This is a genomic window from Microbacterium sp. Bi128, from assembly GCF_918698205.1.
This window is the reverse complement of record NZ_CAKKMM010000080.1, coordinates 1-13,214: the sequence shown is the minus strand read 5'-3', so window position 1 is coordinate 13,214 and position 13,214 is coordinate 1. Positions and strand designations below refer to the sequence as shown.

General features: G+C 71.7%; 15 protein-coding genes. 3 read left to right on the top strand and 12 right to left on the bottom strand.

Features of this window, described 5'->3' with window-relative positions; all coding sequences use genetic code 11:
• The 3 genes from tsaD to tsaB form a co-directional block, all read right to left on the bottom strand.
• The coding region (tsaD, locus tag LQV45_RS08620) for a tRNA (adenosine(37)-N6)-threonylcarbamoyltransferase complex transferase subunit TsaD (protein WP_230006641.1) at positions 1–1,091 on the bottom strand (1,091 nt) is incomplete at its 3' end.
• The gene (gene rimI / locus LQV45_RS08615; RefSeq protein WP_230006640.1) at positions 1,091–1,594 is read right to left on the bottom strand and encodes a ribosomal protein S18-alanine N-acetyltransferase; all 504 of its coding nucleotides are present in this window, start codon (positions 1,592–1,594) and stop codon (positions 1,091–1,093) included. The genes tsaD and rimI, both read right to left, overlap by 1 nt.
• Positions 1,594–2,226, bottom strand: a complete 633-nt coding sequence (tsaB, locus tag LQV45_RS08610; RefSeq protein ID WP_230006639.1) for a tRNA (adenosine(37)-N6)-threonylcarbamoyltransferase complex dimerization subunit type 1 TsaB — start codon at positions 2,224–2,226, stop codon at positions 1,594–1,596. The genes rimI and tsaB overlap by 1 nt, the downstream gene beginning before the upstream one ends.
• 198 nt (positions 2,227–2,424) lie before the next feature.
• Here tsaB and LQV45_RS08605 point away from each other — a divergent pair, with 198 nt between their 5' ends.
• Complete coding sequence (locus tag LQV45_RS08605; RefSeq protein WP_230006638.1) at positions 2,425–3,342, top strand: alpha/beta fold hydrolase; 918 nt, start codon at positions 2,425–2,427, stop codon at positions 3,340–3,342.
• A gap of 7 nt (positions 3,343–3,349) precedes the next feature.
• On the opposite strand, the gene tsaE is transcribed toward LQV45_RS08605, so the two are convergent.
• The 5 genes from tsaE to coaA all read right to left on the bottom strand — a co-directional run bounded on the left by tsaE (position 3,350) and on the right by coaA (position 8,417).
• Positions 3,350–3,853, bottom strand: coding sequence for a tRNA (adenosine(37)-N6)-threonylcarbamoyltransferase complex ATPase subunit type 1 TsaE (gene tsaE, locus LQV45_RS08600; protein ID WP_230006637.1), 504 nt, complete (start codon positions 3,851–3,853; stop codon positions 3,350–3,352).
• Positions 3,850–4,971, bottom strand: a complete 1,122-nt coding sequence (alr, locus tag LQV45_RS08595) for an alanine racemase (protein WP_230006636.1) — start codon at positions 4,969–4,971, stop codon at positions 3,850–3,852. Before alr ends, tsaE begins: the two co-directional genes overlap by 4 nt.
• A complete protein-coding gene (locus LQV45_RS08590; protein WP_230006635.1) occupies positions 4,968–5,357 on the bottom strand; it encodes a holo-ACP synthase in 390 nt (129 codons plus the stop codon). Before LQV45_RS08590 ends, alr begins: the two co-directional genes overlap by 4 nt.
• A gap of 200 nt (positions 5,358–5,557) precedes the next feature.
• Positions 5,558–7,408, bottom strand: a complete 1,851-nt coding sequence (glmS, locus tag LQV45_RS08585; protein WP_230006634.1) for a glutamine--fructose-6-phosphate transaminase (isomerizing) — start codon at positions 7,406–7,408, stop codon at positions 5,558–5,560.
• Positions 7,409–7,463: 55 nt separating this feature from the next.
• Positions 7,464–8,417: a type I pantothenate kinase gene (gene coaA, locus LQV45_RS08580; RefSeq protein WP_230006633.1), complete on the bottom strand. Its 954-nt coding sequence runs from the start codon at positions 8,415–8,417 to the stop codon at positions 7,464–7,466.
• Between the two features lie 39 nt (positions 8,418–8,456).
• Here coaA and LQV45_RS08575 point away from each other — a divergent pair, with 39 nt between their 5' ends.
• Positions 8,457–9,386: a Ppx/GppA phosphatase family protein gene (locus LQV45_RS08575; RefSeq protein WP_230006632.1), complete on the top strand. Its 930-nt coding sequence runs from the start codon at positions 8,457–8,459 to the stop codon at positions 9,384–9,386.
• 67 nt (positions 9,387–9,453) lie between these two features.
• Here the strand turns inward: LQV45_RS08575 and glmM are convergent, their stop codons facing one another.
• The 4 genes from glmM to LQV45_RS08555 all read right to left on the bottom strand — a co-directional run bounded on the left by glmM (position 9,454) and on the right by LQV45_RS08555 (position 12,699).
• The gene (gene glmM, locus LQV45_RS08570) at positions 9,454–10,809 is read right to left on the bottom strand and encodes a phosphoglucosamine mutase (protein ID WP_230006631.1); all 1,356 of its coding nucleotides are present in this window, start codon (positions 10,807–10,809) and stop codon (positions 9,454–9,456) included.
• A 14-nt stretch (positions 10,810–10,823) separates the two neighbouring features.
• Positions 10,824–11,294 (bottom strand): 30S ribosomal protein S9, encoded by a 471-nt coding sequence (gene rpsI / locus LQV45_RS08565; protein WP_138175573.1) that lies wholly within the window; start codon positions 11,292–11,294, stop codon positions 10,824–10,826.
• Between the two features lie 24 nt (positions 11,295–11,318).
• A complete protein-coding gene (rplM, locus tag LQV45_RS08560) occupies positions 11,319–11,765 on the bottom strand; it encodes a 50S ribosomal protein L13 (RefSeq protein ID WP_056226423.1) in 447 nt (148 codons plus the stop codon).
• Positions 11,766–11,952: 187 nt separating this feature from the next.
• On the bottom strand, positions 11,953–12,699 hold the full coding sequence (locus LQV45_RS08555) for a CPBP family intramembrane glutamic endopeptidase (RefSeq protein WP_230006630.1): 747 nt from the start codon (positions 12,697–12,699) through the stop codon (positions 11,953–11,955).
• A 213-nt stretch (positions 12,700–12,912) separates the two neighbouring features.
• On the opposite strand from LQV45_RS08555, the gene LQV45_RS08550 reads away from it, so the two are divergent.
• Positions 12,913–13,214: hypothetical protein (locus LQV45_RS08550; RefSeq protein WP_230006629.1), on the top strand; the 302-nt coding region annotated here is incomplete at its 3' end.

Below are 13,214 nucleotides of genomic sequence, written 5' to 3'. Positions count from 1 at the left end.
GACCCGGATGCCGCGCCGGGGGCCGCGGCATCCGGGTCCTCGGCGACCTGGATCTCGGTCACCGGGAGCGTGGAGTCGGCACCGAAGGCCACGGTCGACGGGCGGCGGCCCGACGCGATGAGCTCGGCGGCGAGCGCAGCGATCATCGCGCCGTTGTCGGTGCAGAGCCGCAGCGGCGGGATGCGCACGGCGACGCCGGCGGCGGCTGCGCGTTCGAGGGCGACGTCACGCAAGCGCTTGTTCGCGATGACCCCGCCGCCCAGGAGCAGCCGAGGAACGCCGTACCGCTCGCACGCGTCCAGTGCCTTGGTGACGAGCACGTCGACCACGGCCTCGCGGAACGACGCGGCCACGTCGGCCACCGGCACCGGCTCACCCGCCGCCTCGTGCTGCTCGACCCACCGGGCGACCGCGGTCTTCAGGCCCGAGAACGAGAAGTCGTAGCGGTGGGATGCCATGTCGGAGGCCCGCGAAAGCCCACGGGGGAAGCGGATCGCGGTCGGGTCACCCGTAGCCGCGGCGCGATCGATCTCGGGGCCGCCGGGGTACGGCAGCTTCAACAGGCGCGCGACCTTGTCGAACGCCTCCCCCGCGGCGTCGTCCATCGTCTCGCCGAGGAGTTCGACGTCGCTGGTGAGATCGCGCACGAGCAGCAGGGAAGTGTGCCCGCCGCTCACCAGCAGCGCGACGGTCGGGTACTCCAGCTCCCCCGCGTCGGCGTCGAGGATGTCGGCCGCGATGTGCCCGACGAGGTGGTTCACCGCGTACAGCGGCTTGTCGAGGGCGACCGCGAGCCCTTTCGCGGCGCCCACGCCGACCATGAGCGCCCCGGCGAGTCCGGGGCCGCTCGTCACGGCCACCGCGTCGATGTCGGACAGGGCCACGCCGGCTTCGGCGAGCGCCGCGTCGATCGAGGGCTGCAGCGCCTCCAGGTGCGCGCGCGCGGCGACCTCGGGCACGACGCCGCCGTAACGGGCGTGCTCGTCCATGCTCGAGGCGATGGTGTTGCTGAGGAGCTGCCGGCCGCGGACGATCCCGATACCGGTCTCGTCGCAGCTGGTCTCGATGCCCAGCACGAGGGGCGCGTCCATCAGCACCATCCCTTTCCGGTCGCCGCCGCGTCGTCGGGCGTGCGGCGCGCGGCCCATCCCCGCAGGTCGAGTTGCATGACGATCGCGTCGACGTCGTCGGGCTGGTAGTACCGCGGGCGGCGTCCCACCTCAGCGAATCCCTCCGAGGCGTACAGCGCCTGGGCGACCGGGTTGTCGGCGCGCACCTCGAGGAACACCGCGTGCACGCCCCGACGCTCGGCCTCGGCGAGGAGTTCGGTCAGCAGCGCGCGGCCGCGGCCGCGACCGCGCGCGGTCTCGGCGATCGTGATGGTCTGGATGTCGGCATCCCGGGCCCCCCGCGCGGCGCGCAGCCCGGCGTAGCCGACGAGGCGCCCGGCCTCTTCGACCACGACGTACCAGCCGTGCGGCGACGCGAGTTCTTCGCGCATCATCGCGGGGCTCCACGCGTCGGTGGGGAACGACGCGTGCTCGAGCGCCATGATCGCGTCGAGGTCGGCCGCGGTGGCGGCGCGCGTCGTCATCAGCTCACCCGCTTCGGGGCGTGGGCCGCCACGACGTCGGGGCTGCGCAAATACAGCGGCTCGGCGTCAGCGAGCGTGCGGCCCGCGTCCAGCGCGCGTGCCGCGACGAGCGCGATCATCACGGCCGAGACGCTCGTCGCGTCGTACCGGACCGCATCGGCCTCGGCCAGACGCGCGTCGAGGTCATCGCGGGGGCTGAGGGCGGCATCCGCGATCCGCACCGGCAGGCCATCGTCGTCGAGGCCGTCGTAGACGCTGTAGGCGAACTCTTTGCGGCGGGCGTCGGTGACGACCGCGAAGCGCGGGGTGTCGGCACCGGTGAGCGCGTCGGCGAGGAGCACGCCCAGCGCGACGCCGTCGTGGCTCGGCACGGGGACGACGGGGATGCCACGCCCCAGGGTGTAGGCGCGAGCCGTCGCAATCCCCACGCGCAGCCCCGTGAAGGGACCCGGCCCCATGCCGATGGCGACGTGAGAGGGCGCCGGGGCGGCGGCGGCGGCTCGACGCAGGAGGTCACCGATCACCTCGGCGTGCCCGAGGGGGTTCGCGCTCTGCTCGTCGGCGAGCACTTCGCCGTCGCGCGCGATCGCCGCCACGGCCGTGCCGAGGGAGGTGTCGATGCCGAGGATCACGGTTCCAGGGTATCCGGGGCGTCCGACAAGGTTGTCGCCGCTGCCCGGACGGCTGCCTCGTGCCCCCGTCCGAGCAGCGGGCGGCGGGGCGCACAACTCCGGCAAAAGGGGCAGCCCCGGGGATCGGCGGTCTCAGACCCCCGGAAGTGCCGGAGTTGCGCAGGCATCCGAGAGACGCCTCGGCTCCGAATGAGGGGTATGGAACGAGGACTGCACCGACTGGTGGTGCCCACGGCCGTCGGACCGGTCGTCGTGCACGCCGGTCGGCGCACCGAGGGGGCCGTGGCCACCGTCCTGCTGCACGGTGCCGCCGGGTCGTGGACGACATGGATGCCGCTGCTGACCGCGGCCGACCGACTCGGCATCTCCGTCGACGACGTCATCGCGATCGATCTTCCCGGCTGGGGCGAGTCACGGGACGCCGTGCCGTCGCCGCCGGATGTCGCCGATGCCGTGGCTGCGGTGGCTCGCGCGCTCGGATACCCGCGGTGGCGGATCGTGGGGCACTCGCTGGGCGCCGTGGTCGCGCTCGACGTCGCCACCCGGTTCCCGGCGCAGACGGTCGCCGTGGGCCTCGTCTCGCCCACGGGCGCGGCGGTGCGCGCGGTCGCCCGCCGCCCGCTCGCGGGCGGTGCGCGGCTCCCGGCCTTCGCCGGCATGGTGGTGGCCATGGCGATCCTGCGCGGCATCGGCTCGCTGTCGCGTCCGCTGCTGCGGGGACTGCGCCGCACCGGACTGCTGCGGGTTCTCTCACGCCCGCTGTTCCGCCACCCCGATCGTGTCGACCGTTCCGTCTCGGATGCGCTGGCCGACGAGATCCGCCCGGCCGCCTTCCTCGCCGCCGCGCGTGCCGCCCGCACGCACGACGATGATGCGTGGCGGCGGATCACGGCGCCGGTGCGGGCCGTGCGCGGTCGCCACGACGTGTTCGCGGGACGCCACGACTCGCGCGAGGCCCGCCGCCGGATCCCGGACTACCGCGAACGCGTCCTCGAGGACAGCGGACACTTCGCCCACGTCGAGCAGGCGTACGAGACGCTGCGGGCCCTGCGGGAGGTGTGGGCGGCACAGCCCGGTCGACGCACGGCGCCGGAGCGGGACCGGCAGCCCACGTGAATCACGGTCAGGGTCGGCGCGAGATCGTCACGGTCCGCGGCGCATCGGCATCGAGGTCGAGGGTGTGCGGGGCGATCTCTCCGCACGCGTTGTCGACGCCGCGTCCGCCGGACTCCCGCTCGATCTCGATCTCCCACCACCCGTCGGCGAGGTACTCGGCGACGCCGCGCCCCCACTCCACGATGACGACCGAATGCGCCACATCGATGTCGAGGTCGTCGAGCTCCACGGCGGCGCCGAGCCGATAGGCATCCACGTGCACCAGGGGTGCGCCACCGACGAGCGACGGATGCGTCCGCGCGATCACGAACGTCGGGCTCTGAACCGGACCCCGGATGCCGAGCCCCTCGCCGATCCCGCGGGTCAGGGTCGTCTTGCCCGCGCCGAGAGGGCCGGTGAGCACCACGACGTCGCCAGACTCGAGGGCGCGACCGAGTGCACGCCCGAGGTCTTCCATGTCGGCCGGGCCGGCGATCTCGCGCGTCCCGAGCATCTCGTCGGGGACGCTCATGCGTGGACCTCCCGTCGGGGCACGCGCGCGCCGATCCGCGTGACGATCTCGTAGTCGATCGTGTCGGCGGCATCCGCCCACTCCCGCGCCGACGGCACCCCCAGGGTCGGATCGCCGAACAGCACGACCTCGTCGCCGACCGCGACGGGGTGGTCGCCGACGTCGACGACGAACTGGTCCATGGCGATGCGCCCGGCAACGGTGAAGCGGCGGCCGTCGATCGACACCGGACCGCGACCGGACGCGTGTCGCGGCACCCCGTCGGCGTACCCGAGCGGGACGAGGGCGAGCGTCGTGTCGCGCTCCGTGCGGTAGGCGTAGCCGTACGAGACGCCGGTTCCCGCCGGCACGCGACGGACGGCGGCCACGGCGCCGCGCAGCGTCATCGCCGGGCGCAACCCGAGGTCGGCGGGCGTGCGGTCCTCGAACGGCGAGACACCGTAGATACCGATGCCGATGCGCACGCAGTTGAGCCGCGCTTCGGGCAGGGCGATCGCGGCGTGGGTCGCCGCGATGTGCCGCAGCGGGGGGTTCAGTCCGGCAGCCGCAGCGAGCAGCACGCCCTCCTCGAATCGGGCGAGGGCCGCGCGGTCGTCCTCCTCACTCGTGTTCGACAGGTGGGAGAACAGCCCCACGACGCGCAGACGACCGATGCGCTCGAGCCGGGCGGCCTCCGAGAACACCACGCGCCAGTCGTCCGGAGCGATCCCGTTGCGCGACAGGCCCGTCTCGATCTTCAGATGCACCGCCGCGGGGCGATCGCCCTGCGCTGCCTCGCCGGCGCGCAGCAGTTGATCGATGTCGGAGATCCCCAGCTCGATGTCGTCGCGCACGGCCTCGACGAACGAGGCGCCCGGGGCGTGCAGCCACGCGAAGATCGGGGCACGGATGCCGCGCCGCCGGAGCGCCAGCGCCTCATCGATGTCCGAGACGCCGATGCGGGTCGCGCCCCCGCGCAAGGCCGCGAGGGCCGCGCGGTGCGCCCCGTGCCCGTACCCCTCTGCCTTGACGACCGCGATGACCTCGACGCCCGTGAGCCGGCGCAGGTGCCGCACGTTCTCGGCGATCGCATCGACGTCGATCAGCGCCTCGCGGAGAACTCCGGATGCCATCCTCATGCGGGGTCCTCTCGGGCGGGTTCTGTGGCGGCGGTGTGGGCCTCGGCGATGACGTAGGCCGTCGCCAGAGCCGCGTCGTGCGACATCGACAGGTGCAGCGCCGTGATTCCGCGTGCGGCCACCGTGGTGGCGGTCTCGCCGATCAGCGTGAACGTCGGGCGTCCCGAGGGTTCGGGCGTCACCTCGATCTCGGTCCAGTACACCCCGTCCGAGCCGCCGAGCGCCTTGATCAGGGCTTCCTTGGCGGCGTAGCGGGCGGCCAGCGACCGGGGCTTGAGCAGACGCTCCGCGGGGGCGAAGAGCCGGGCGAGCAGGCGCGGCGTCCGCGCGAGCTGCTGCTCGAAACGCGGCACGTCGACCAGGTCGACGCCGATTCCGACGATCATGCGCCCTCCCCTCGTGGCATCCTGTCCATTCTGCCGTGAGGACGGCGCCGAACGTCGCGCCACCCCACCCGCACAACTCCGGCGCATCCCGCCGACGTGACCCGCTCGACGCCCCCAGTCGCGCCGGTGCCGGAGTTGTGCAGGGCAGAGCGCGAAAAGGGGCCGGATGCCACTGGCATCCGGCCCCGAAGAGTGTGGTCTTACTCGACCGTCACCGACTTCGCGAGGTTGCGGGGCTGGTCGACGTCCAGGCCCTTCGCCTCGGCGAGGCCCATCGCGAAGATGTGGAGCGGCACGACCGCGAGGAGCGGCTCGAACAGGGGCGCCGCGAGCGGAATGCGCAGCACCTCGTCGGCGGCGGGAAGGACCGCGACGTCGCCCTCTTCGGCGATCGCGATGACGCGCGCCCCGCGGGCGCGGATCTCCTCGATGTTGGACACGACCTTCTTGTGCATCTCGCCCGAACCGCGCGGCGAGGGCACGACGACGAACACGGGCTGACCGGGCTCGATCAAGGCGATGGGGCCGTGCTTGAGTTCACCCGCGGCGAAGCCCTCGGCGTGGATGTACGCGAGCTCCTTGAGCTTCAGTGCCCCCTCGAGGGCGATCGGGTAGCCGACGTTTCGGCCGAGGAACAGCACCGATCGGGTGTCGGCCATCCAGTGCGCGAGCTGACCGATACGCGCCTGCTCGGTCTCGAGCACGCGGGCGATCTTGCCCGGCACTGCTTCGAGTTCCGTGACGGCCTCGACCGCAACAACGGGGTCGATCGCTCCGCGGACGCGGCCGACGTGGAGGGCCAGCAGATACAGCGCGGTGATCTGAGCGACGAAGGCCTTCGTCGAGGCCACGGCCACCTCGGGGCCGGCGTGCGTGTAGACGATGGCATCCGACTCGCGCGGGATCGTCGCGCCCTGCGTGTTGCAGATCGACAGGGTCTTCGCGCCGCGCGAGCGGGCGTACTTCACCGCCATGAGGGTGTCCATCGTCTCGCCGGACTGGCTGATCGAGACGACGAGCGTGCGCGGGGAGAGCACCGGGTCGCGGTAGCGGAATTCGTGCGCGAGCTCCACGTCGACGGGGACACGCGTCCACGTCTCGAGCGCGTACTTGCCGACCATGCCGGCGTAGGCCGCCGTGCCGCAGGCGATGACCAGGATGCGGTCGATGTCGGCGAGGAACCCGTCCATGCCCTCGAGCTCGGGGATCTCGACGCGGCCCTCGTGGACCCGACCGCGGATGGTGTTGGCGACGGCCTCGGGCTCTTCGGAGATCTCCTTGGCCATGAAGGACGACCAGCCGCCCTTCTCGGCCGCCGAAGCGTCCCACGTGACCTCGAAGGGCTCGACCTCGACCGGGGCACCGGAGAAGTCGGTGACCTCGACGCCCTCGGGCGTGATCGCCACGATCTCGTCCTGCCCGATGGCCAGGGCGTTGCGGGTGTGCTCGACAAAGGCGGCGACGTCGGAGCCGAGGAAGTTCTCGCCCTCGCCCAGACCGATCACCAGCGGCGAGTTGCGACGGGCACCCACGACGAGGCCCGGGTGGTCCTCGTGCATCGCGAGCAGCGTGTACGCACCCTCGAGGCGCGACACCACGGCGCGGAATGCGGCGACAAGATCGCCCGTGCGGGAGTACTCGCGGCCGATCATCGCCGCGGCGACCTCGGTGTCGGTCTCGCTGCGGAAGGTCACGCCCTCGCCCACGAGTTCGCTCTTGAGCTCGGCGAAATTCTCGATGATGCCGTTGTGGATGACGGCGAGCTTGTCGTCGTCGGCCAGGTGCGGGTGCGCGTTGGCGTCGGTCGGACCGCCGTGCGTCGCCCAGCGCGTGTGGCCGATACCGGTGGTGCCGTCGTTCAGGGGCGTGGCGACGAGATCGTCACGGAGCACGGCGAGCTTGCCGGCGCGCTTGCGCATTCCGAGGCCCCCGTCGGCGTCGATCACGGCGATGCCCGCGGAGTCGTAACCCCGGTACTCGAGCCGCGACAGCCCTGCCAGCAGGATGTCCTGGCTCTGCCGAGGACCCACGTATCCGATGATTCCGCACATAGCCTCCGAGTCTACGGGGCCGGGGCTGAGGGGATGCCGATGCCGCGGGCGCGCCTCAGAGCTTGCGCAGCAGCACCGATTCGACCGTGTGGTCGGCGCCCTTCTGCAGGACGAGCTTGGCCCGGTGGCGCGTGGGCAGCACGTTCTCTTCGAGGTTGGGGAGGTTGATGTCGCGCCAGAACCCGAGCGCGCGCTGCACGGCCTCCTCGTCGCTGATGTCGGCGAAGACGCGGAAGAACGACGTGGGATTGGTGAAGGCGTTGTCGCGCAGGGCGAGGAAGCGATCGACGTACCAGCGTTCGATGTGAGATGCGTCGGCGTCGACGTAGATCGAGAAGTCGAACAGGTCGCTGACCGCGACGTCGTTCGGCGTGGGCGGCGGCTGGAGGACGTTGAGCCCCTCGACGATGACGACGTCGGGTCGGTGCACGGTGACGTGGGCGTCCGGCATGATGTCGTACCGCACGTGCGAGTAGAACGGGGCGCGCACCTCTTCGGCGCCCGACTTCACTTCGCTGAGGAACTCCACGAGCGCGCGCCGGTCGTAGGACTCGGGGAAGCCCTTGCGGTGCATGATCCCGCGGCGCTCGAGTTCGGCGTTGGGGTAGAGGAAGCCGTCGGTGGTCACCAGCTCCACCCGCGGGGTGTCGGGCCAGCGACTCATGAGTTCGCGCAGCAGACGCGCGATCGTCGATTTCCCGACCGCCACCGACCCGGCGACCCCGATGACGAAGGGGGTCGTCACATCCGGCTCACCCAGGAACGCGCTGGTGTCGGCGCCGAGGCGGCGGGTGGCCCGGGCGTAGAGGCTGAGAAGTCGACTCAGCGGCAAATAGACCTCGGACACCTCGCGCAGGTCGAGGCGATCCCCGATCCCGCGCAACTGCACGACCTCGGTCTCGGTGAGCGGCTGCTCGATGCCGCCGGCCATCCGGGCCCAGTCGGCGCGGTCGATCTGGCGGTACGGGCTCAGCGACGGTGCGGGAGCGGCGGTCTCGGCGGCGGACACCCGCCCATGCTACCCGCGCGCTCGCACTACGCTCGGAGCGTGCGACTCGGGGTACTCGACATCGGATCCAACACCGTCCACCTGCTGGTCGCGAATGCGCGCGCCGGGGGACGGCCGACCGCGACGACCTCGCACCGCTCGGTGCTGCGGCTCATGCGCTACCTCGAGCCCGACGGCTCGATCTCCGCCGAAGGCGTGCGGGGGCTCGTGGATGCCGTGACCCAGGCCTGCGAGACGGCCCGCGCCGAGGGCGTCGACGAACTCCTCGCCACCGCCACCTCGGCCGTGCGCGAGGCCACGAACGGCGACGACGTGATCGCGCGGATCGAGGAGGTGCTCGGCCAGCCTCTCCAGGTGCTCGGCGGTGAGACCGAGGCACGGTACACCTACCTTGCGGTGCGCCGGTGGTTCGGGTGGTCGGCGGGGCAGATCCTGCTGTTCGACATCGGCGGCGGATCCCTCGAGATCGCCGGCGGCGCCGACGAACTGCCCGACCTCGCGGAATCCGTGCCCCTGGGTGCCGGACGCTCCACCGTGCAGTTCCTCCCCCACGACCCGCCGAGCGAGGACGAGATCGACGCGCTGCGTCGGCACGCGGCATCCGTTCTGGCCCCCGTCGCAGAGCGGTTCGCCGCTCTCCCGCGGCCGGATCACGTCATCGGTTCGTCCAAGGCGATCCGCTCGCTCGCGAAGCTCGCCGGATATCCCGTGCCCGGGTGGTCCGGGATCGACCGCATGGTGCTCCCGCGCAAGGAACTGAAGGACTGGATCCCGCGGCTCGCACGGATCCCCGCCGACGCGCGCGAGGCGCTCCCCGGGATCACCGCCGACCGCACGTTCCAGATCGTCGCTGCCGCGGTCGTCGTCGAGCGCGCGATGAAGGCGATGGACGTCGACGAGCTCGAGGTCTCGCCCTGGGCGCTGCGCGAAGGCGTCCTTCTGCGGTACATCGAGTCGCTGGCGTACTGAGCGCGAGTCGCCACCTTTCGTCGCCTCGGGCGACGGGCAGGCGACAAAACCTGGCGACTCGCGCGGGTCAGAGAGACAGACGCTCGCGGACGACACCGGCGAGGCGGTCGGCGTGGGCGCGCGCGACGTCCTCGGACGCGGCCTCGACCATCACCCGCACGAGCGGCTCGGTGCCCGAGGCGCGCAGCAGCACCCGGCCGGACTCGCCGAGCTCGGCCGTGGCCGCAGCGACGGCCTCCTGCACGACCGCGTCCCCGACACCGTCCCGGTCGACGCCGCGGACGTTGACGAGCACTTGCGGGTAGACCGTCATGATCGCGGCCAGCTCTGCCATCGTCTTCTTCTGCCGCGCCATCTCGGCGACGATGTGCAGCCCGGTCAGCAGCCCGTCACCGGTGGTGGCGAAGTCGCTCATGATGACGTGTCCGGACTGCTCGCCTCCCAGCGAGTACCCGCCCTCGTTCATCGCCTCGAGCACGTACCGATCTCCGACGCCGGTCTGCTTCACCTGGATGCCGTGCTCGGCCATCGCACGATGCAGGCCCAGGTTGCTCATCACCGTCGCCACGAGGGTGTCGTGGGCGAGGGCGCCGCGCTCTTTCATCGCCACGGCGAGGATCGCCATGATCTGGTCGCCGTCGACGATGGTGCCCTGCGCGTCCACAGCGAGGCAGCGGTCGGCGTCGCCGTCGTGCGCGATCCCCACATCGGCGCCCAGACGGAGGACCGCCTCGGCGAGGACGTCGAGGTGCGTGGACCCGACGCCGTCGTTGATGTTGAGCCCATCCGGCTCGGCACCGATGACGGTCACCGTCGCTCCGGCGTCACGGAAGGTCTCGGGCGAGACGCCCGCCGCGGCGCCGTGGGCGCAGTCCAGAACGACATGGATGCCGTCGAGCCGGTGCGGGAGCGAACCGAGAAGGTGCACGACGTACCGGTCTTCGGCGTCGGCGAAGCGTCGGATGCGGCCGACGCCGGCACCCGTGGGCTGCAGGCGTTCCCCCTCGAGAGCGCGCTCGATGCGTTCCTCGACGATGTCGGGGAGCTTCGTGCCACCCCGGGCGAAGATCTTGATCCCGTTGTCCGGGGCGGGGTTGTGCGAGGCCGAGACCATGACGCCGAAGTCGGCATCGGTGTCGGCGATGAGGAACGCCGTTGCCGGGGTGGGAATCACGCCCGCGTCGAACACGTCGACGCCCGACGAAGCCAGACCCGCGGAGACCGCGGCCGAGAGGAACTCCCCCGAGACACGCGGATCGCGTGCGACGACAGCCGAGAGGCGACGCCCTTCGGAGATGCGCGCCTCCGCGGAACGACCCTGGCCCAGGACGACCGCGGTCGCCTGGGCCAGGTGCAGCGCGAGTTCGGCGGTGAGGAGGCCGTTGGCCAGCCCCCGCACCCCGTCCGTGCCGAAAAGAGGCATCCGGAACGTCGAACTCAGCGCTTGGAGTACTGAGGCGCCTTGCGGGCCTTCTTGAGACCAGCCTTCTTGCGCTCCTTGACGCGAGCGTCGCGAGAGAGGAAGCCGGCCTTCTTCAGACCCGGGCGGTTGTTCTCGACGTCGATCTCGTTGAGCGCACGGGCGATGCCGAGGCGCAGCGCACCGGCCTGACCCGAGGGGCCACCGCCGGAGATACGGGCGATCACGTCGTAGGCGCCGGCGAGCTCGAGCACCGTGAACGGGTCGTTGATGAGCTGCTGGTGGAGCTTGTTCGGGAAGTAGTCCTCGATCGTGCGGCCGTTGACCGTGATCGTGCCCGAGCCGGGAACCAGACGCACGCGGGCGATGGCCTGCTTGCGACGGCCGACGGCTGCGCCGGGGACCGACAGAACGGGCCGCTCGGCCGCGACGACGGACTGCTCGGCCGGCGTCTCGGTGCTGAAGGTGGTGGAGTCGATGTTCGACACTGTTTCGTCCTTATCCGGCGGCGCTTACTGGGCGACCTGGTCGAAGGTGTACGCGGTGGGCTGCTGGGCACCGTGGGGGTGCTCGGCGCCGCGGTAGACCTTGAGCTTCTTGAGCTGCGCCGCGCCGAGGCTGTTCTTGGGCAGCATGCCGCGGATGGCCTTCTCGACCGCGCGGACGGGGTTCTTCTCGAGGAGCTCCTCGTAGTTGACCGACTTCAGGCCGCCCGGGTAGCCCGAGTGGCGGTAGGCCATCTTCTTCTGGAGCTTCTGGCCCGTGAGCGCCACCTTCTCGGCGTTGATCACGATGACGAAGTCACCCGAATCGATGTGGTTGGCGAAGGTCGCCTTGTGCTTGCCGCGGAGGAGAACCGCCGCGTGCGAGGCCAGGCGGCCGAGGACGACGTCGGTGGCGTCGATAACGACCCACTCGCGCGTGACCTCTGCGGCCTTGGGGGTGAAAGTGCGCGTCACAGTAGTGCTGCTTTCTTGTTCGAACGGAGGAGTTCGTGAATCCCGCTCCGGTGGTCCGTTCTCCGGTCGATGACCGGGCAACAGGGCCGGTGGAGGGCTCACGTTCGTGGCACCTGCTCGCAGTGAGGCGGGCACCAAAGATTCATCCTACGGCATCCGGATGCCATGGCCAAACCCTCGGCCACCCTCACCCGTACAGCGAGCCGACGACCACGACGGCGATCCCGGTGGCGTTGTAGACGACGTGCACGAGGATCGCCGGCCAGAGGCGGCCGGTGGCCAGGACGCACACTCCGCAGATCGCACCCACCAGTGCGAGCGCGGCCGTGTCCGTCGGGCCCAGCGGAGCCACGAGCGCGTGGGCGACCACGAACAGGATCGACGACAGCACGAGGGAGGCGACCACGGCAGCCGCGTGGCCGCTGAGCCGGCGCACGGCGGTATACGTGCAGACCAGCACCACGCCGCGGAAGAAGAGCTCCTCGAGGGCGGGGCCGACCGTCGTGGCCGCGACGGACTCGGCGACGAGTCGCGGCGTCATCCCTCCCGTGCCGGCGGACGGCCACGCCGGCGCCCCGGCGGCCGCGTCGAGCGCGCCCTGCGCCAGCCGCAGGCCGACGCCCCAGACCGCACCGATGAGCACGTCGACCGCACGGAACCGCGTGAGGCCGCGGGGCCGCGACCGGCGGAAAGCCCACACGACCGGCACGGCGAAGGCGGCCCACAGCACCGCCTGGGTCACGACCTCGGCGATCGCGCCCGGCAGGAGCACCGCGCCGGCCCGCGCGGCCAGCACCCCCAGGCCGAGGGACAGCACGGCCCAGCCGAGCATCTCGGCATCCCAGCGGGCGACGCTCGAGCCGCCCTCACGCCACGCGCGGCGCCGGCGACGCGTGGGCGGGCGCGGGCGATGGCGGGCGACCGGGAGGGACATGCGCAGAACGGTACGGTCACCAGCCGCCCGCCCGTCGCGATTCGCGGCCTCATCGTCCGCGGATGGCCCGGGCCCCACCCGCGGGGAACTCAGCCCTCACCCGGGACCACGAGCGGCGCGCGGATTGCTACCGCCGCGCCGAAGGGCTTGACACATCACCGCGTCCCGCGCAACGACCCGGATCGGCGGATGCGGGATCGATAGCCTCGCGCCATGGCATCCCCTCGCGTTCCCGCCACCGTGCTCACCACTCTCGGTATCGCCATCACGGTGACAGCGTGTGCGCCCGCATCCACCGGGGCGGGCGCTCGCGACGACGCCGTCTACCAGGCGGCGATCGCCGCGGTCGTGCAGGCGGAGTCGGATGCCGGCGGCAGGGCGTTCGAGCTCGAGATCGACTCCGGGACGGCGCAGGTGCACGTGGCCGTGGGCGATCGCGACATCGAGGTCGATGTGGATCTGGCCGGCCCGACGGTGACGGAGCGACGGGACGACGGGTCCCTGGACGGCGAGGA